This window comes from Lysinibacillus cavernae (genome assembly GCF_009724685.1).
GTDB lineage: Bacteria > Bacillota > Bacilli > Bacillales_A > Planococcaceae > Lysinibacillus > Lysinibacillus cavernae.
On the sequence record NZ_WMEF01000009.1, the window covers coordinates 164042 to 181924 of the forward strand.

The 17883-nt window shown below is 36.7% G+C and carries 16 protein-coding genes; 1 reads left to right on the forward strand and 15 read right to left on the reverse strand.

What is annotated here, in order from left to right; all coding sequences use genetic code 11:
- Nucleotides 1–52 precede the first annotated feature (52 nt).
- The 9 genes from rlmH to GJU32_RS17170 form a co-directional block, all read right to left on the reverse strand.
- Nucleotides 53–532, reverse strand: coding sequence for a 23S rRNA (pseudouridine(1915)-N(3))-methyltransferase RlmH (gene rlmH / locus GJU32_RS17130; protein ID WP_155593143.1), 480 nt, complete (start codon nucleotides 530–532; stop codon nucleotides 53–55).
- A gap of 90 nt (nucleotides 533–622) precedes the next feature.
- A complete protein-coding gene (locus GJU32_RS17135; protein WP_155593144.1) occupies nucleotides 623–787 on the reverse strand; it encodes a CxxH/CxxC protein in 165 nt (54 codons plus the stop codon).
- Between the two features lie 246 nt (nucleotides 788–1033).
- Nucleotides 1034–2332 carry a S1C family serine protease gene (locus GJU32_RS17140; RefSeq protein ID WP_155593145.1) on the reverse strand — a complete coding sequence of 433 codons (1299 nt, stop codon included), beginning with the start codon at nucleotides 2330–2332 and terminating at the stop codon, nucleotides 1034–1036.
- A gap of 166 nt (nucleotides 2333–2498) precedes the next feature.
- Nucleotides 2499–3287, reverse strand: a complete 789-nt coding sequence (locus GJU32_RS17145; RefSeq protein WP_155593146.1) for an MBL fold metallo-hydrolase — start codon at nucleotides 3285–3287, stop codon at nucleotides 2499–2501.
- Nucleotides 3287–4066 (reverse strand): two-component system regulatory protein YycI, encoded by a 780-nt coding sequence (locus tag GJU32_RS17150; protein WP_230875080.1) that lies wholly within the window; start codon nucleotides 4064–4066, stop codon nucleotides 3287–3289. Before GJU32_RS17150 ends, GJU32_RS17145 begins: the two co-directional genes overlap by 1 nt.
- Before the next feature lie 28 nt (nucleotides 4067–4094).
- The gene (locus tag GJU32_RS17155) at nucleotides 4095–5420 is read right to left on the reverse strand and encodes a YycH family regulatory protein (RefSeq protein ID WP_155593147.1); all 1326 of its coding nucleotides are present in this window, start codon (nucleotides 5418–5420) and stop codon (nucleotides 4095–4097) included.
- Complete coding sequence (gene walK / locus GJU32_RS17160; protein WP_155593148.1) at nucleotides 5417–7282, reverse strand: cell wall metabolism sensor histidine kinase WalK; 1866 nt, start codon at nucleotides 7280–7282, stop codon at nucleotides 5417–5419. The genes GJU32_RS17155 and walK overlap by 4 nt, the downstream gene beginning before the upstream one ends.
- A 5-nt stretch (nucleotides 7283–7287) precedes the next feature.
- A complete protein-coding gene (gene yycF / locus GJU32_RS17165) occupies nucleotides 7288–8001 on the reverse strand; it encodes a response regulator YycF (protein ID WP_155593149.1) in 714 nt (237 codons plus the stop codon).
- 214 nt (nucleotides 8002–8215) lie between these two features.
- Complete coding sequence (locus tag GJU32_RS17170; RefSeq protein ID WP_155593150.1) at nucleotides 8216–9679, reverse strand: LysM peptidoglycan-binding domain-containing M23 family metallopeptidase; 1464 nt, start codon at nucleotides 9677–9679, stop codon at nucleotides 8216–8218.
- Between the two features lie 409 nt (nucleotides 9680–10088).
- Between GJU32_RS17170 and GJU32_RS17175 the strand changes: the two genes are divergently transcribed.
- Complete coding sequence (locus GJU32_RS17175) at nucleotides 10089–10952, forward strand: YitT family protein (protein WP_196426731.1); 864 nt, start codon at nucleotides 10089–10091, stop codon at nucleotides 10950–10952.
- Nucleotides 10953–11001: 49 nt separating this feature from the next.
- Here the strand turns inward: GJU32_RS17175 and GJU32_RS17180 are convergent, their stop codons facing one another.
- From GJU32_RS17180 to rpsR, 6 genes are all read right to left on the reverse strand, one after another.
- Complete coding sequence (locus GJU32_RS17180) at nucleotides 11002–12291, reverse strand: adenylosuccinate synthase (protein ID WP_155593152.1); 1290 nt, start codon at nucleotides 12289–12291, stop codon at nucleotides 11002–11004.
- 245 nt (nucleotides 12292–12536) lie between these two features.
- Complete coding sequence (dnaB, locus tag GJU32_RS17185; protein WP_155593153.1) at nucleotides 12537–13898, reverse strand: replicative DNA helicase; 1362 nt, start codon at nucleotides 13896–13898, stop codon at nucleotides 12537–12539.
- Between the two features lie 13 nt (nucleotides 13899–13911).
- Nucleotides 13912–14358 carry a 50S ribosomal protein L9 gene (gene rplI / locus GJU32_RS17190; RefSeq protein ID WP_155593154.1) on the reverse strand — a complete coding sequence of 149 codons (447 nt, stop codon included), beginning with the start codon at nucleotides 14356–14358 and terminating at the stop codon, nucleotides 13912–13914.
- On the reverse strand, nucleotides 14358–16328 hold the full coding sequence (locus tag GJU32_RS17195; RefSeq protein ID WP_155593155.1) for a DHH family phosphoesterase: 1971 nt from the start codon (nucleotides 16326–16328) through the stop codon (nucleotides 14358–14360). Before GJU32_RS17195 ends, rplI begins: the two co-directional genes overlap by 1 nt.
- Before the next feature lie 13 nt (nucleotides 16329–16341).
- Complete coding sequence (locus GJU32_RS17200; RefSeq protein ID WP_155593156.1) at nucleotides 16342–17283, reverse strand: YybS family protein; 942 nt, start codon at nucleotides 17281–17283, stop codon at nucleotides 16342–16344.
- A 331-nt stretch (nucleotides 17284–17614) separates the two neighbouring features.
- Nucleotides 17615–17851, reverse strand: a complete 237-nt coding sequence (gene rpsR / locus GJU32_RS17205) for a 30S ribosomal protein S18 (RefSeq protein WP_010860721.1) — start codon at nucleotides 17849–17851, stop codon at nucleotides 17615–17617.
- Between the last annotated feature and the right edge of the window lie 32 nt (nucleotides 17852–17883).

A 17883-nucleotide genomic window follows, 5' to 3' on the forward strand; every position in this document is an offset into this window, starting at 1 on the left:
TGTAAAAGAAAAGGCACAAGCTATTACATTAAATATGAGTCAAAAACCGCACTTACTTATGATACGGTTCACCCTTCATAATCCTAAAACTCCGATAAATCTGCTCCACCAGCACGAGCTTCATAAGTTGGTGGGGTAAAGTCATTTTGCCAAATGATTGTTGTTCGTCGGCTCGTTTTAGTACGTCTTCGTGTAGGCCGAGAGAGCCGCCGATGACGAAGGCGATTTTGCTTTTGCCGTAGGTCATGAGAGATTCGATATCTGCTGCCATTTGTTCTGAGGTTTTCATTTTGCCGTTGATGGCTAAGGCAATTACATAGGCGTCTGGGCTAATTTTAGCTAGTATGCGCTCACCCTCTTTTTTCTTGACGATGTCCATTTCGGCATCACTTAGTTGTTCAGGTGCTTTTTCATCTGGTACTTCTATCAAATCCATTTTTGCATAGCCGCCAAGGCGTTTTACGTACTCGTCTATACCCATTTTTAAGTACTTTTCTTTTAGTTTGCCGACTGATACAATCGTTATATTCACACGTTATCCACCTTTACAATTCATTTACAAACAAATTATCCACAAAAGTTATCAACATATCCACATATCATTTCTATATATTGTGTAAAGTTATTTACTTGATACAATATATTCTGCTGGCCGTTCACAGTAGTTACACTTTGTGGATAACTTTTTATCCTCTTCGATTTTATCCATAATTGGGAATGCTTTTTGCTCAGCTACAAACATGTCTAAAGCGTGTTCTATATGGCTTTCACAGCTGTATTTTTCCATTTTTTGATGTCTCCTTATTTTCCGAAATTTCCACAAACTTATTCACAATTCAGTCTATGTTATCCACAGTCTATTGTAACAAAGGAATGGCATGTATGGAAGAAGTGCCTTTTTTTCACTAATTTCTGTGTAGAATTAGTATTCACAATTTTCTAGTTATCCACAATATTTTATAAAAATATCTCTTCATCCTCACAAAAAAAGCGATGGAGACTTTTTCAATCTCCACCGCTCTTCATTTATTCTTTACAATGTATTGCCGTTAGTCAATGTCAATGATAGCTCAACTATTTTACCTTGACGGTAAACTTTTAATGCAAGCTTATCACCAATTTTTTTGTCATTATATAAATGTTTGCGTAAATCAATGGCTGTTTCAATTTTTTGGCCATCCATTTCAACAATAACATCATATTGTTGGACACCTGCTTCTGATGCTGCTGAGTTGTTCATTACATCCGTTACAACAACACCTGTTGTCACCTCAGCTGGTAATTTTAATGTTTGTTGCTGATAAAATGCTGGGACATCTGTTAAGTCTGCTAATGAAATACCCATTGTTGGACGTTTCATTTCACCATTTTTCTCTAACTCCTCGATAATTGGAATAGCTGAATTAATGGGAATAGAGAAACCTAAACCTTCAATAGAGGATTCGGCAATTTTCATGGAGTTAATCCCTATTAATTCTCCAGCTAAGTTGACAAGTGCTCCTCCACTATTCCCTGGGTTAATGGCCGCATCTGTTTGTAATACTTCTTGTTGCCAGTCCTCCGTACCATCACCATTTAAATCTACTGGTACAGAACGGTCTTTACCAGATACAACACCAGTTGTAACAGAGCCATAGAAGTCTAAACCAAGTGGATTACCAATGGCAATCACTGTTTCGCCTTGTTTTAACACATCGGAGTTACCGAATGTCGCAACTGTTTTTACATTTTTTGAGCTAATTGAAATGACAGCAAGGTCTGTCCAAACATCATGGCCCACTAATTGTGCTGGTTCCTTCGTTCCGTCTGGCATTGTGACCTCTAACTGTTTAGCTCCTTCAATAACGTGGTTATTTGTTACGATAAAGGCTTTGTCACCTTCAATTTTATAAACAACACCTGAACCGCTTCCTGCTTCTTTTGTTGTTGTCGATGGTGGGCTCCAAAAGCCCTGACTTGTTATTTCTTGAATATTTGTGATCCCAACAACTGCTGCTGAAGCCTTATCAACTGCTGCGGTAACATCTGTCTTTACCTCTGTAGCCACTTGGTTAATCGTTGTATTATTTTCTCCTGTACCACTTGATGTTGTACCAGGCATTTGATTGACCAGTCCAGGTAACATAAGCCATACAAGTAAAGCACCTATAATAACACCGATCAGACCGCTAAAGAAGTAGCCACCTTTTCCTCCGCCACTACCTTTCTTTTTTAGACGCTTGGCCTGCATTTCTTGCTCCTCGCGCTCCAGTCTTTCTTGAAGAGGTGATTTCGATATTTCATCATTTTTTAAAAAATCACTATTTTTATCATCATCTTGAAAATAACTCATGTTCCTCATCCTTTCGTTTACTGCTATTTGTTAATTGTTACCCTAATCCTACAATTCAAACATTAAAATCAGATGAAAAACAAATAAAATGAGCATAAAAATAGCTGCTCCATGCATTTTTTAAAATGCGTTGAGCAGCTTCAAGTTTTGCCTAAAGACCTCATGATTAAACTGTGACTAATTTTGTTGGTTCCTCTGCATCTGTATCGTAAAGATGAACATGCTCGCCGACAAGAATACCGCAAGATTGCAAAGTTTGTGTGACACTCATGCGTGCCAGCTCTTTCATATTATTATCCTTACTTAAATGTGAAAGATAAATATTTGTAGTCTTATCGAATACAACCTCACTCATTGCGATAGCTGCATCTTCATTGGATACATGGCCTACATCACTTAAAATACGGCGTTTAATGGACCAAGGATAGCGCCCCATTTGAAGCATATTGACATCATGATTACTTTCAAAAACAAAGGAATCTGCACCACGGATAATACCTTTCATACGATCACTGACATAGCCTGTATCTGTAATTATAACAAGCTTGCGGTCATCCTCATGGAAAGTGTAGAACATTGGATCTGCTGCATCATGTGAAACGGCAAAGGATTCAACGGCTAAAGAACCAAAATGCTTTACTGTATCCATTTCAAATTCAAAACGTTGCTCTACAGGAATGTCCCCAACTAGCCCGTCCATTGCCTGCCACGTTTTGGCGTTTGCATAAATAGGTACATTATATTTTCGTGCCAGTACACCAATGCCTTTAATATGATCACTGTGCTCATGTGTAACAAAGATACCACTAAGCTGCTTCATATTACGATCGACTTTTGTAAAGAGCTGCTCCATCTTTTTTCCACTAAGACCCGCATCAACGATAAAGGCATAATCGTCATTCTCTATATAAATCGAATTTCCTGTACTGCCACTTGCTAAAACACTAAATCGCATTATTCAACTCCCCAGTCTTCTTCTTCGCTCTCTTGCTTGTCCTCCTGGATTTCGATGACTTTGCCTTCCACTGCATTCACAAAATACTCTTCTGTTTCTCCATCTGATAACTTAACTCGCACTTCCCATGTTGGCACCAATACCTGTGTACGAGTTAGTTTAACAAGCGTTGAGTAACCTAACTTCATTTGCGTAATGCGTGAATCTGGCTTGAGCTGTCCTTTTGCATACAAAGTTTGAATAATTTGAAGTGGTGGAATGACCGTTTCCTGCTGTTCCATTTCTTCAATATTATCAATCATTGTTTGTTCATACATTGTTACTTCATTGTTTGTATTCCATTTTATTTTTAATGAACCGTTGTAATAGAACATCCGATTATTAGTCTTTTGGAAAAAGATTGCGACACGTTCTTCACGATCTACTTTCCATAAGGCATAGGATGCTCCTTCATTTACGTTTGCAAGGACAAAATCGGTGAAGCTTGCATCATCACTCACATTTCGTAATTTAACAGGTTTCATGAAAATAGCACGAACTTTTGTATCATCATCCGGAATGTTGATTTGTTGGTTTGTATCATTAAATTCAGCCTTCGTAAATTTATGTACTTGGGCCGACATATAAGAGGCAGATTCAATATTATTTGGCAATGTACCATATGTAATATTGTCATCTTTTAAACGAGCCTCTATTGTTTTTTCACCAGGTACCTCAATATCTTTCGCTTCATTATAGCGACTTACATAAAGAAAATACAAGAAGATGTTTAAAATCAAAAAAACGAATATAAAAATAGACTTTGTTCTATTCCAATCCAGTTTTAACACCTCCTATTACTTCAGGTGTCAGTTTAATCCATGTACCATTACGAATAACAAACCAACAAGGTTCGAAAGTAAATATATTCTGATCTTGATTTTGCGTTAAATAATAGCCCAAAACAATTTCATCGGTATCTGACAAGGCAATATTGCTAGAATTATTTAATTTCTCAGCAATTTCTGCACCAGATGGTAATTCTTTAATTTCTTTCTCTAATGAAATATCCATATCTAATGAAAAGTATGGTCGCTTATAATGGAAAATTCGGCTATCTCCCCAAATTGTCGTCATTCGTGTAATAACATGATTGCTATAGACAGGGAAACCTTGCAAATACATTTGATAATCCATTTGGTTTTTATTAGTGTTTGTTGAAGCATAACGAAAATCTGCTGTAAATCCGCCATGCTCATTGATAAACTCAAAGCTATCCTTTAATAGCTTTGATGGCTCAATTCGTATACTGCTTTCTGCAGCAGGATAAACATAGTTTAATGATTTGAGATTTGTATCTAATGTCATTAACGACATACCATCTGTATATTTTTCAGAGGATGCACTTTCAACATTACGCTGCACAATGTTTGGATCTGGGAATAACACATTTTTAAATAGTTCTGGTGTAATATCTTCAATAAAGTACGTATATTTTACAGATTCAATTTTATTGTTAGCCAAATAAAGAGATGTGTAGCCCTCTCGCTCTATTTCTTTAAACGCTTCATATTTTTTTGCAGGCTCAATGACTTCTTGTATAAACTGATTCATGTTTGGCACACTGACATGTGATCTGAATAACGATTGATTATTGCCACTAATATAATAAACCATTAAATCTTTACTATTATAATTACTCCAATCTATAATCATACGATTGAAAGTTGTTTCTGGTAACTCTTTATCAGCAAATTGAAAAATAGTATTAAAGGCTGAAAAAGGAACCTCTCCAGTAAAAAAGATTGTCATTCGATTATCTGCGCCAATGATCTGATTCACATAGTTTGGAGCCAGATTGTTGTTTACAGGCGCTAAGTCTAGAACATTCCAACCTTTAAATGCTTTCATTAAATCCTTCATAGCAGCGTTAGATACTGTACCTGTAAATTCTTCATCGGAACGGAAAATAGCCTTGTATGGACGAATAATATCCTCCATATCCTTTTGAGGCTTAATTAAAATTTCTTTTCCCTCTGTTTTTTCAATATATTTATAATCAGGCGTATAAGTCCAAACCAAAAAGGTTAAGACCACACTTAGCATAACAAGTAGAAATAATACAACAGATTTAACGGGTTCTATATATTTCATTCCCACTCACCTGCCTCACCAAATTCATCTGCATCATATGGTAATGTGAAGAAAATCGTTGTACCTTGTCCTTCTTCACTTTCAGCCCAAATCTTACCTCCATGTGCTTCAATCATTTCCTGCGCAATAGCAAGTCCCAATCCGGTTCCTCCCATAGAACGAGCACGCGCACGGTCAACACGATAGAAACGGTCAAAAATACGACCTACGTTTTCTTTAGGAATACCCATGCCATCATCTGAAATCATGACCTTCAGCATGTCTCCTTGTCCAGTAAAGCCAAAACGAATATTACCACCATCTGGTGAATATTTAATTGCGTTTGAAATAATATTATCAATAACTTGCGTCACCTTATCTGTATCAATTTCAACATAGAAGGAGGTTTCTGGGAATAGTCGTGCAAACTGCACTTTATCAGATTTAGCCATTTCAAATCGATCGATAATACGGTTAAAGAATGAATTGAATAAGACAATATCTTTATTCAACTCATAATCTGAACTATCCATTCGCGATAATTGTAGTAAATCATTTACTAGACGAATCATACGCTCTGTTTCTGTTTGTGTCACATTTAAAAATGTAGGAGCAATATTTTCATCTTTCCATGCCCCATCTGCTAGTGCCTCTAAGTAACTACGCATTGTTGTTAATGGTGTTCTTAACTCATGAGACACATTTGATACAAACTCTCGACGATCCATTTCTATTTTTTCTTGCTCCGTAATATCGTGCAGTACAGTAATAAGACCATTAATAAAGCCTGTCTCTTTCTGAATAACAGAGAAATTGGCACGTAATATATATGGTGCATCTGCTGTACTGAAGTCTAAATTGATTGCATCATTCATGTGGATTAAGTCTTCAAAGCCATATTCCTGATCAATTCCTAACACAGAAGCAATAGGGCGGCCTAATGTAATATCTCTTGAAATATGCAGTAATTCCAGTGCAGGGTCATTGATTAGAATAATACGCCCCTTGCGGTCTGTTGCAATAACTCCATCTGTCATATTACTCAAAACCGAATCCAATTTTCGTCGTTCAGCTTCTGTTGTAGATTGCGCCTCTTGTAAACGATTGGTTAAATGATTAAAGGTGATAGCAAGCTGTCCTATTTCATCTGTACCGTATACTCGTACTTTTCGAGAATAGTTTCCTTTCGCCATCGCCTGAGCCTGTTTTCGCATATCAGCAATTGGCTGCGTAATTGTTCGTGCAACTAGAATACCTAGGAAGATGGTAATGACTAAAGACATAGCCGTACCACCGAGGAAAATACGGTTAATATCATTCATTTGTTCAAAAACAGATTCAATATTCGCTTCAATATATAGAACACCGATGATTTCATCGTCTGGTCCTGCACCAGCTCGAATTGGGTTTGCTAATACCCAAACTCGATTTCTTGTTTTATTATCCAATTTTATGATATCAAAGAGTGTTTCTGCAGATATTGCTCGTCGCACAAGGTCAGTATTAGAGCGTTGTCCTATTAAATTTTGATTCTCAAGCTCAGATGTTGCAAGTATTCTTTGTCTATCATCAATGACACGAATTTCTAAAATATCCCCATTCGAAACATCCTTTAAACCCGTAGAAAACTCCATCACAATTGATTTTAAGCTTTCCTCTAGTTTAGGCATGCTTTCATCGCGTTCCTTTAAAATTTCTTCACGAATACTATATTGCATCAAGTCAACACGCTGAAAAATGGAATCTTGGAAGTTGCTCTTCAAATTTCGTTCTAATTCACGAGCGAAATAGATACCGATAATTTGTAAAGCAAGCAGTATTAATAAAATATAAATCAGCACTAGTTTGACATGAATGGATTTAAAGAAGCTCACTTTCTGCATTCCTATTACTCCTGTTCAGGATTTCGTAAATAATAACCTACACCACGTCGAGTAACAATCCAAGCAGGATGACTAGGATTATCCTCAATTTTTTCACGTAAACGGCGAATTGTTACGTCAACAGTTCGTACATCACCAAAGTAATCATAGCCCCATACAGTTTGTAGTAGATGCTCTCGTGTCATAACTTGACCAATATGTTTCCCTAAATAATGAAGTAGCTCAAATTCACGATGCGTCAGTTCAATCGCCTCATCACGCTTCATTACTAAATAAGCATCAGGTTGAATGACAAGAGATCCTACGACAATTTCATTAGACTCTTCTTCAGCCTCTTCTGCTGCAGGAGCAACCACTTGTAGACGGCGCATATTAGCCTTCACACGTGCAATAAGCTCTCGTGTACTAAATGGCTTTGTCACATAATCATCTGCGCCCATTTCTAACCCTAATACTTTATCAATCTCAGAGCCTTTAGCTGTTAGCATAATAATAGGGAAGTCATATTTTTTTCGAACTTCTCTACAAACCTCCATACCATCACGCTTTGGCAGCATGATATCTAACAGCATTAAATCTGGTTGTTCTTCCTCAACCCTTTTTAATGCCTCATCACCATCATAAGCACAAATAACTTTATAGCCTTCTTTTATTAAATTAAATTGCAAAATATCTGCGATTGGTTTTTCATCATCAACAACTAGGATTGTTTTGTTCATACATTCTCTCCCTTTCGCTTTTTATCTATTCTTAAACATCGTGTATTTGTTAAATTCACTACTCTTAACTCTATCATGCTTTCAGTTTCTATGCATTAATCGATATTCAATTCTTCTAATACTGTGACATAATGCATCCTATTTCAACAAATATTTCTCGGGAAATAATTGAAAAAGACAGTCCACTATTTGGACTGCCTCCTATTCAACATGGTTATCGACTTACATATGATAATGGATTAACTAAGGAACCGTTCTTTTCAACTTCAAAGTGTAAGTGTGTCCCTGTTGAATTTCCAGTGGAGCCCATAATTCCGATAACAGAGCCTCTCTCCACTACTTGTCCCACTTCAACATTAATTGAAGATAGATGTCCATAAAGTGTTGTATAACCATTGTTGTGATTAATGACAATTCGATTACCATACGTTCCTGAAGTACCAGCTGCAACGACTACACCATTATCAGCAGCTAAAATATTATAGTTACTTGGACGAGCGATATCAATACCACGGTGGAGAGCTCCCCAACGTTCACCCATTCCACTTGAGATATAGCCCCCTACTGCTGGCCATCCAAACTCACCAGTTCCACGTGAAGAGACTACCTTTGTACCAACTACTTCGATTTGGTCTACTGGTTGTTGGACAATTTTTTCTTCTAATGCAACTTTTGAAGTTTGTTTACCATTTTCAGATGTTAATGCATATGTTGTTTCCTTTTTGCCATTAGCACCTTCTTGCTTGATTACTTTTTCGCCTTTATACATTGTAGGATCTTCTTCCACTACATTTTTAAATGGAATAACATCTGCAACTTTTTTCTTCTTTTTTACCTCAAGCGTTACAAATGGTTTTGCTACTGTCACATTTAGTTCTTGTTCAATTTGCAAAACCGTATCCACTGTAATATCAGGGTTCAAAGCTAGCAGTTCGCTTGTTGTTAAATTATGTTTTTTAGCAACTGACCCTAATACATCACCTGATTGAATTTTATATGTGTCTTGTTCTAGATAGCCAGTCATTAAATATTTTACTGCCTGTTCAGGTGATACAATATCAGTCGGTGAAATTTTTTGTGATACCCCTGAAACTCCCTGTTTAAACGAAATATCTAGAAGACGTGATTCACCATTTTGTAAGTCTGGTAAATTATTAGTAGCTTGCTGATTTTTAGCTAATTTATCTAATTCTTGCTGAGAAACATATTGTAGCTTTAGCATCTGAACAGTTTTTTCATAAGCCTCAGTATTCTTTAATGATACAACTGGTTTATGATCTACCATTAGTGTAAAAGCGTCGGATTTAGCAACTAAAGATTGTTCAAGTTTTGATAATGTTTCTGCATCTTTTGTTTCATTTATAAATACTTGTTCTGGGATTATTTTAACAGCTGATCTAGCATCGATAGCTAATCCCTTGAATTGCTGACTTGCTACTTTTTCTTTTGATGCAATGATTTCTTGAATGGCTTTTTCATCAGACACTGCACCAATGTATTCATTACCCACATAAACGTGGTAAATTTTATTTAAGTTTTCTTTGTTATATTCCTTAGCAAACCCCATATTAATCGTTAGGCTTGTCATTAAAACTGCAATAATTGAAGCCTTTTTAAAAGAAGAAAAATTGTAGGTGAATCTATTGTTTTCTTCTTTTCTTTTCCAAAACGAATTCATCAATAAAGCCCCTTCCAACTTTGCCCTATAGTAGGATGATCTACCTACAAGGATTTTTTGCACCCTTATAATGTACCATAAAGAAAATGACGTTTGAATGATTTCACCCTTTTGTAATGTAAATGTATTATTTATCTACTAATTGTTACATAGAATATAATTTAAATAGTTTATAAATAATGTATTTTTATTCATATATTAGGTTTTAAAAAATAACTTCTCATGTCTATTGATGTATTGGATCAAATATATTAAGGCATTGGTATACTAATCTATAAATTTTTTCAAGTGAATTTCGACTTATTACTTTTTACTTTTTTAATATTCCGATAAAATATATAAGAAGGTACACTATTTGATTGGAGCGATTAAATTGAGTGATTCACAAACCTCTGAGAATGCAACTAAAATGTTGAGACATCAGAAAAATAATATGCGAAAGATTTTTCTAAGGATTATTATGGTATCGCTAGGTGCAATTATAATGGCATTGGGCTTGGAATTGTTTTTAGTACCCAACCACATTATGGATGGTGGCATAGTAGGTGTTTCCATTATCACATCTCATTTATTAAATTTGCCCCTTGGTATTTTCATCTTCATTTTAAACTTACCTTTTATTTTTTTGGGCTACAAACAAATCGGTAAAACTTTCGCACTGTCTACAGGCTTAGGTATTACCGTACTATCATCGGCAACACTTGCCTTACATAACTTGCACCCATTTACGGAAGACACACTATTGGCTACAGTTTTTGGCGGTATGATTTTAGGGGTTGGTGTTGGTATTGTCATTCGTTATGGTGGTTCATTGGATGGAACTGAAATATTAGCGATTTTATTTAATAGCAAGACGCCTTTTTCAGTTGGAGAAATCATCATGTTTTTCAACATCATTATTTTTACGGTGGCAGGGTTTATTTTTACTTGGGAGCAGGCCATGTACTCCATCATTGCCTACTATATTGCTTATAAAATGATAGATATTGTTATTCAAGGATTGGAAGAATCAAAATCTGTTTATATCATAAGTGATGAGATTGATGAAATTGGACAAACTATTATGGATCGACTTGGTCGTGGCGTTACTTTCCTTCATGGTGAAGGAGCTTATACGGGTAACGATAAGAAAGTCATATTTACTGTTATTACTCGATTAGAAGAATCTAAGCTAAAATCAATTGTCGCTGATATTGATGACAATGCATTTTTAGCCATTGGTAATATTGCAGAGGTAAAAGGTGGTCGCTTTAAGAAGAAGGATATTCACTAAAAAATGGGCGTGCCATATGTGGCACGCCCATTTCATTTTATCTCGTTAATTACGCTTCCCAAACATCAACTAAAACGTTTGTTTGCTCACGTGCAGGTCCAACTGAGAAAGTAGCAATTTGGATACCTGTTAACTCACTGATACGCTCTACATAACGTCGTGCATTTTCAGGTAGCTCTTCTAAAGTGCGACAGCTTGTTACATCCTCTGACCAGCCTGGAAGTTCTTCATAAATCGGCTGACATTGCTCAATAATATGAAGATTTGCCGGATACTCTGTGATTGTTTCACCTTTATAGTCATATGCTGTACAAATTTTTACTGTTTCTAAACCAGATAAAACATCAATAGAGTTAAGTGCAAGATGTGTAATCCCACTTACGCGACGTGAGTGACGAACAACTACTGTGTCAAACCATCCTACACGGCGTGGGCGACCTGTTGTTGTACCGTATTCACGACCCACTTCACGAATTTGTTGACCCACTTCATCGAATAACTCTGTTGGGAAAGGACCATCACCTACACGAGAAGTATAGGCCTTAGATACACCAATAACACTTGTCACCAGAGATGGACCAACACCTGCGCCAATCGCTACTCCACCTGCAACAGGATTTGAAGATGTTACATATGGGTACGTACCTTGATCGACATCAAGTAAAATCCCTTGTGCACCTTCAAATAACACTTTACCGCCTTCATCAAGTACATCATTTAAGATTTTAGATGTATCTGTTACATATTTTGCGATTTCTTGTCCGTAACCATAGTATTCCTCGAAAATTTCTTCGAATGTTACGCCTTCAACCTCATAGAATTTCTCAAATAATTTATTTTTAATGGCTAAATTATGACGTAGTTTTTCTTCAAAGATTTCCTTATCAAGTAAATCAGCCATACGGATACCAATACGAGCTACTTTATCTTGATAACAAGGTCCAATCCCTTTACAAGTCGTTCCGATTTTATTATCGCCACGGCTTTCTTCATCCGCTATATCTTGCTTAATATGATAAGGCAAAATAACATGCGCACGATTAGAAATACGTAGATTATCTGTATTAATACCACGCTCTTGTAAACCTTTAAGCTCTGTTACAATTGACTTTGGATTGACAACTAACCCATTACCAATTACTGAAGTTTTTTCTTTATAGAAGATACCTGATGGAATTAAATGTAGTTTATATGTTTCACCATCAATTTTAATGGTATGTCCTGCATTATCTCCACCTGCAAAACGAGCGATTGCATCGGCTTTTTGCGAAAGGAAATCTGTAATTTTACCTTTTCCTTCGTCTCCCCACTGTGTTCCTACAACTACTACTGATGTCATAATCAGCACCTCCGTTAGATACCTTTGTATCTCAATTTTCAAGCCTAAATCATTGTAACAATGATAGAAACACCACGTCAATAAAAAATAGTGAAAAAACACGAACGTAAAATCAAAAAATCTGATTTAACGTTCGTGTTTAATAACAGAATGGTATGAATATTATCGAACATTCAGATTAATTCAATCTAAGGGTAATCGTTCATTACGTAAGAGGCAATTTATCTGAATCATGAGTAATATGACTAATCACGCGGCGGTGGTGGTGGCATTTGTGACCAATCCACATTAATAAATTTATTGAATTCCTTTTTAAAGGCGAGTGTAACTGTTCCTGTTGGACCATTACGCTGCTTTGCAATAATAATTTCGATCATATTTTTACTCTCAGATTCTTTATCGTAATAGTCATCACGGTATAAAAAGGCAACAATATCGGCATCTTGCTCAATACTTCCCGATTCACGTAAGTCACTCATCATTGGTCGTTTATCTTGTCGTTGCTCAACCCCACGAGATAGCTGTGATAACGCAATGACAGGAACCTTTAATTCACGCGCTAATCCTTTTAAGGAACGTGAAATTTCCGATACCTCTTGCTGACGGTTTTCCCCTGGTTTACCACTACCTTGAATTAGCTGTAAGTAATCGATTAAGATCATGCCAAGTCCATTTTCTTGTGCTAAACGTCGACATTTCGCACGAATTTCATTGATACGTACACCCGGTGTATCATCAATAAAAATCCCTGAATTCGATAAACTACCCATTGCCATAGTTAGTTTACCCCAATCTTCCGTAGTTAAAGCACCTGTACGTAAAACTTGCGCATCAATATTCCCTTCTGCACAAAGCATACGCATAACAAGTTGCTCTGCACCCATCTCTAAAGAGAAGATTGCCACATTTTCACGTGCTTGTACAGCGACACTTTGCGCAACATTCAATGCAAAGGCTGTTTTCCCTACAGATGGACGTGCCGCTACAATGATTAAGTCATTGCGTTGGAAGCCAGCAGTAATGTTGTCTAAATCACGGAAGCCTGTCGGTATACCCGTTACATCTCCCTTTTGTGATTGAAGTCGCTCAATATTATCGAAGGTTTCCACTAGCACATCTTTAACATGCTTAAAGTCACCAGCATTCTTTCGATTGGCAACCTCCATCATTTTCTTCTCTGCTTCACCTAATAATGCCTCTACCTCGTCTTCACGCGTGTAGCCGTCCTCTACGATTTTAGTAGCTACACGAATCAATCGACGTAATAGCGCCTTTTCCTCTACGATTTTGGCATAGTGTGCGACGTTGGCAGCTGTAGGGACAGCATTGGCGAGCTCTAGTAAATAGGATAGCCCGCCAACGTCTTCAATCTCTTTTTTAGCTGATAATTCTTCAGTAACTGTTACAACATCTATTGCTTTTCCTTGATCACTCAAACGAAGCATTGTTTCAAAAATTGTCTTATGGGCATTTAAATAAAAATCATCTGCCAATAAAATTTCTGATGCTGTTATTAACGCCTGTGGTTCAAGAAAAATAGCACCGATAACCGATTGCTCCGCCTCCCGGTTATGCGGTGGAACGCGGTCCATCATCGGTTCACTCATGGATCGTCGCCCCTTATTCTTCCGTTACATGTACTTTTAATGTTGCTGATACTTCATGGTGTAGTTTTACAGGAACATTTGTAAATCCAAGTGCACGAATTCCATCATTTAAAGTCATTTTACGTTTATCAATTTTAAAGCCATGCACTTTTTGTAATGCATCAGCAATTTGCTTTGTCGATACAGAGCCAAATAAGCGGCCACCTTCACCTGATTTTGCTTTTAGTTCAACTGTTAATGTTTCTAATTTCTCTTTTAATGCTTGTGCTTCAGCTAATTCTGCTGCAGCATTTTTGGCTTCTAATTTTTTTTGCCCATCTAACTGGCTTAGTGCTTGAGCATTGGCTTCAGCTGCATAGCCATTTTTAATTAAGAAATTTTGTGCATAGCCATCAGCTACGTTTTTAATTTCACCTTTTTTTCCTTTTCCTTTAACGTCTTTTAAAAATACTACTTTCATTAGTTAGAACTCCCTTCAAAGACCTCATTTATGGCCTCTTCTAAATGTTTTTTCACACCATCAATGGATTTAGCTTCTACTTGGCAGGCAGCATTCGTTAAATGACCGCCACCGCCAAGCCTTTCCATAATAAGCTGCACATTGACTTCGCCAAGCGATCGCGCACTTATACCGATTTTTCCATCTGCCCGATGCGCAATGACAAAGGATGCACTAACATCCTTCATCGTTAGTAAAATATCTGCTGTTTGTGCAATTAAGACAGAGTCATACACTTTCGATTCCTCACCTACAGCAACCGCTACTCCTGGTTTTACGAACTTAACTGTTTGCACAATTTTGGATCGTTCAATATATGTGTCCACATCTTCTTTTAAGAGACGCTGTACCAATACTGTATCTGCACCATTTGTTCGTAAATAAGAAGCCGCTTCAAACGTACGTGCTCCTGTACGAAGTGTAAAGCTTTTTGTATCGACAATAATGCCTGCTAGCAACGCAGTAGCCTCTAGCATATTAATCTTTGCACGCTTCGGCTGATATTCTAGTAACTCTGTCACAAGTTCAGCAGTAGATGAGGCATATGGTTCCATATAAACAAGTGTAGGATTTTCGATAAAGTCCTCACTTCGACGATGATGGTCGATCACAACAACCTTTTCAGCTAGTTTCAATAAATGCGCATCAATCACTAAATTCGGTTTATGTGTATCGACAATAACGAGCAATGATTTTTCTGTCATTTTCCCAGCAGCTTCCTCAGGTGTTAGGAAATTTTCATAGAAATCCGACTTACTCTCAATTTCATTCATTAATCGTGTAACGCTACCATTTAATTCATCAAAGTTTATGATGACATAGCCCTTAACATCATTCATTTGAGCCATTTTACGTACGCCAACAGACGCACCAATGGAATCCATATCAGGATTTTTATGTCCCATAACAAACACTTGGTCACTGTCTTGAATTAAATCACGTAATGCGTGTGAGATGACGCGCGCTCTAACACGTGTGCGTTTTTCAACTGGATTCGTTTTCCCACCATAAAATTTAAGTTTTCCAGTAGGTTGCTTTATCGCTACTTGGTCACCACCACGTCCTAATACAAGATCTAGACTCGATTGTGCCAATTCACCAAGCTCAACAAGTGAGGATGATCCAGCTCCTACACCAATACTTAATGTTAAAGATAAATTCTTTTGAGCTGTTTTTTCTCGAATGGTATCTAAAATAGCGAATTTCTTCTTTTCCAGCTCAGTTAAAATGGATTCATTTAATACAGCTAAAAAACGATCAGATGATATACGTTTTACAAATACGCCGTGCTCTGCAGCCCATTCATTGACAATTGAAGTAACCATCGTATTGGTTAAACTACGTGGTTGGTCATCCATGGCTTGCGTGATTTCATCATAATTGTCGACAAATAAAATAGCGATGACTGTACGGTCTGCAAAGTATTGCTTTTCAATGGCAATCTGTTCAGTTATATCAAAGAAGTACAATAGTCGTTCCTCTTTTTTATAATAGACCCGATATTTACGATCACGCAGTGTAATCGTAGCCTCATTTGTTTCTTCGGTCTTCATTAATACGTAGATGTCGTCAGATATATTGACAATACCTTCACCAACTAATGTTTCCGTATTTAAGATACCTTGCATATATGGATTCGACCATTCTATTTCATATTGCTCGTTAACCAACAATATCCCGATTGGCATTTCAAGCAATGCCTCTTCCCCTACTTTTTTCATTCGGAAGGAAATGGATTCAATATGCTTTTCAGTTTCTTCAAAAGCAATTTTTTCTACCTTCCATGTGTAGGCCATCAGTAAAACAAAACCTACCCCATAACCGATACCTATCCCGATATTCCAAATACATAGAAGCACGAACGTCACAATTCCAAATATGGAAAGAACAAAAAGCGGATAGCGAATTGGTCGTTTTCTAAAAGTCCCCATTACAATCAGCCCCTTATTCTTTAGTCTTCCCCTTTACAAGTGAACGTACGTCAAAACCTAAGTCAACGATACCGAGTAAGATCATGAAGGATGATAACGGAATTGCTAGCAATGTAGCTACCCATTTAACCCCATTTGGCATCCCTTTTCTAGAAATGAAATAATGAATAAAAGATATCCCTTGTAGAATGAGTAACACCCATAAAATATAAGAAACATTCAATACAATAATATCTAGTGTAGATTCAGCCTCAGGACGCATAAATAGATTAATGCATAAAACAATCATGTAATACCATAAAATAGAACGTGGTAATCGCATATTTTGGAACGGAGCAAATTTTGGAACATCTACACCAAGTCGCTTTAACGCGGGTAAATTTACCGTTATGATAATAAACGCTGCAAAAAATGCTGAAATTGTAATTGTTGCAGGCATTGTCAGCTCAATCGTTTTAAACATAGCCTCTAGCTGTTCTGGTTGTAAAGCTACTTGGCCAGTTACACTTTTTGCAAATTCATTGGACTGTTCATAATTTTCACGAGCAATCTCAATCCCCATGGTAATGAAATTTATTCCTGTGAATTGTACATATGCAACATAAACGATAGCCATTGATATGAGATTAGCAATCCCCATTGACATAAATAAATAAAGCTTACTTTTCTTTTGATAAATTGCATTACCCATTACGACACCTAGTAACCCTAATAAAAAGGCAAATGGTAGCATGGATATTCCACTCGTTATAGTAGTCAGGATACAGCCAACTATTGCTACGAGTATTGATGTGGAGCACTTGTAATTTGCGCTATACCAAGCAATTGGTAGTGGAGCGAATAATAAACCTACTATAAAGATGAATGGTACATATGCAGAAATTAGCATTAAAATTGTAAAAAGTGCAACCATCATTGAGCCTTGTACAAGCGCTTTTGTTTGATTATTCGGCATTGAAAACCTTCCTTTTTTTCAGTCAAACTTACTACCCTTTATTGTACCATTTTTTCATAGTATTGAACAAAAATCACTTAGAACACTATATGCATTATCATTAATTTTATCAATTTCTTCTCGGTGTAATTATGTTCGTATATGAGGAGTACACCAAAATAAAGCGATGGTTAAACTGACACGACTCATTCGGTACAAAGAAAAAATAAATGATTATCATTAATAATTTCCCTTTTAACCATAACAAAAAACCAGCATACCCCGATACGAATATCGTAATATGCTGGTTTTTAAAATTGATGTAAGATCAGTTACCTTACCGTCATCAATCTTATTTGTCTTCTGATACGAATGGAAGTAATCCCATGATACGAGATACTTTAATAGCAGAAGTTAATTTACGTTGGTACTTAGCGCTAGTGCCAGTTACGCGACGTGGTAAAATTTTACCGCGTTCAGAGATGAATTTTTTTAATAAATCTACATCTTTATAGTCGATGTGCGTAATGTTATTAGCAGTGAAGTAGCAAACTTTACGGCGTTTGCGGCCTCCGCGACGTGGTGCCATAGTGTGTCTCCTCCTTATCTTTTTTCATTTAG

Bases quoted from the DNA above. Each gene is read 5' to 3' on its own strand.
- GJU32_RS17135 (WP_155593144.1), bottom strand. From the start codon at position 787: ATGGAAAAATACAGCTGTGAAAGCCATATAGAACACGCTTTAGACATG.
- GJU32_RS17145 (WP_155593146.1), bottom strand. From the start codon at position 3,287: ATGCGATTTAGTGTTTTAGCAAGTGGCAGTACAGGAAATTCGATTTAT.
- GJU32_RS17180 (WP_155593152.1), bottom strand. From the start codon at position 12,291: ATGACATCAGTAGTAGTTGTAGGAACACAGTGGGGAGACGAAGGAAAA.
- GJU32_RS17140 (WP_155593145.1), bottom strand. From the start codon at position 2,332: ATGAGTTATTTTCAAGATGATGATAAAAATAGTGATTTTTTAAAAAAT.
- GJU32_RS17175 (WP_196426731.1), top strand. From the start codon at position 10,089: ATGTTGAGACATCAGAAAAATAATATGCGAAAGATTTTTCTAAGGATT.
- GJU32_RS17200 (WP_155593156.1), bottom strand. From the start codon at position 17,283: ATGCCGAATAATCAAACAAAAGCGCTTGTACAAGGCTCAATGATGGTT.
- GJU32_RS17170 (WP_155593150.1), bottom strand. From the start codon at position 9,679: ATGAATTCGTTTTGGAAAAGAAAAGAAGAAAACAATAGATTCACCTAC.
- walK (WP_155593148.1), bottom strand. From the start codon at position 7,282: ATGCAGAAAGTGAGCTTCTTTAAATCCATTCATGTCAAACTAGTGCTG.
- yycF (WP_155593149.1), bottom strand. From the start codon at position 8,001: ATGAACAAAACAATCCTAGTTGTTGATGATGAAAAACCAATCGCAGAT.
- dnaB (WP_155593153.1), bottom strand. From the start codon at position 13,898: ATGAGTGAACCGATGATGGACCGCGTTCCACCGCATAACCGGGAGGCG.
- GJU32_RS17155 (WP_155593147.1), bottom strand. From the start codon at position 5,420: ATGAAATATATAGAACCCGTTAAATCTGTTGTATTATTTCTACTTGTT.
- rpsR (WP_010860721.1), bottom strand. From the start codon at position 17,851: ATGGCACCACGTCGCGGAGGCCGCAAACGCCGTAAAGTTTGCTACTTC.
- rplI (WP_155593154.1), bottom strand. From the start codon at position 14,358: ATGAAAGTAGTATTTTTAAAAGACGTTAAAGGAAAAGGAAAAAAAGGT.
- GJU32_RS17195 (WP_155593155.1), bottom strand. From the start codon at position 16,328: ATGGGGACTTTTAGAAAACGACCAATTCGCTATCCGCTTTTTGTTCTT.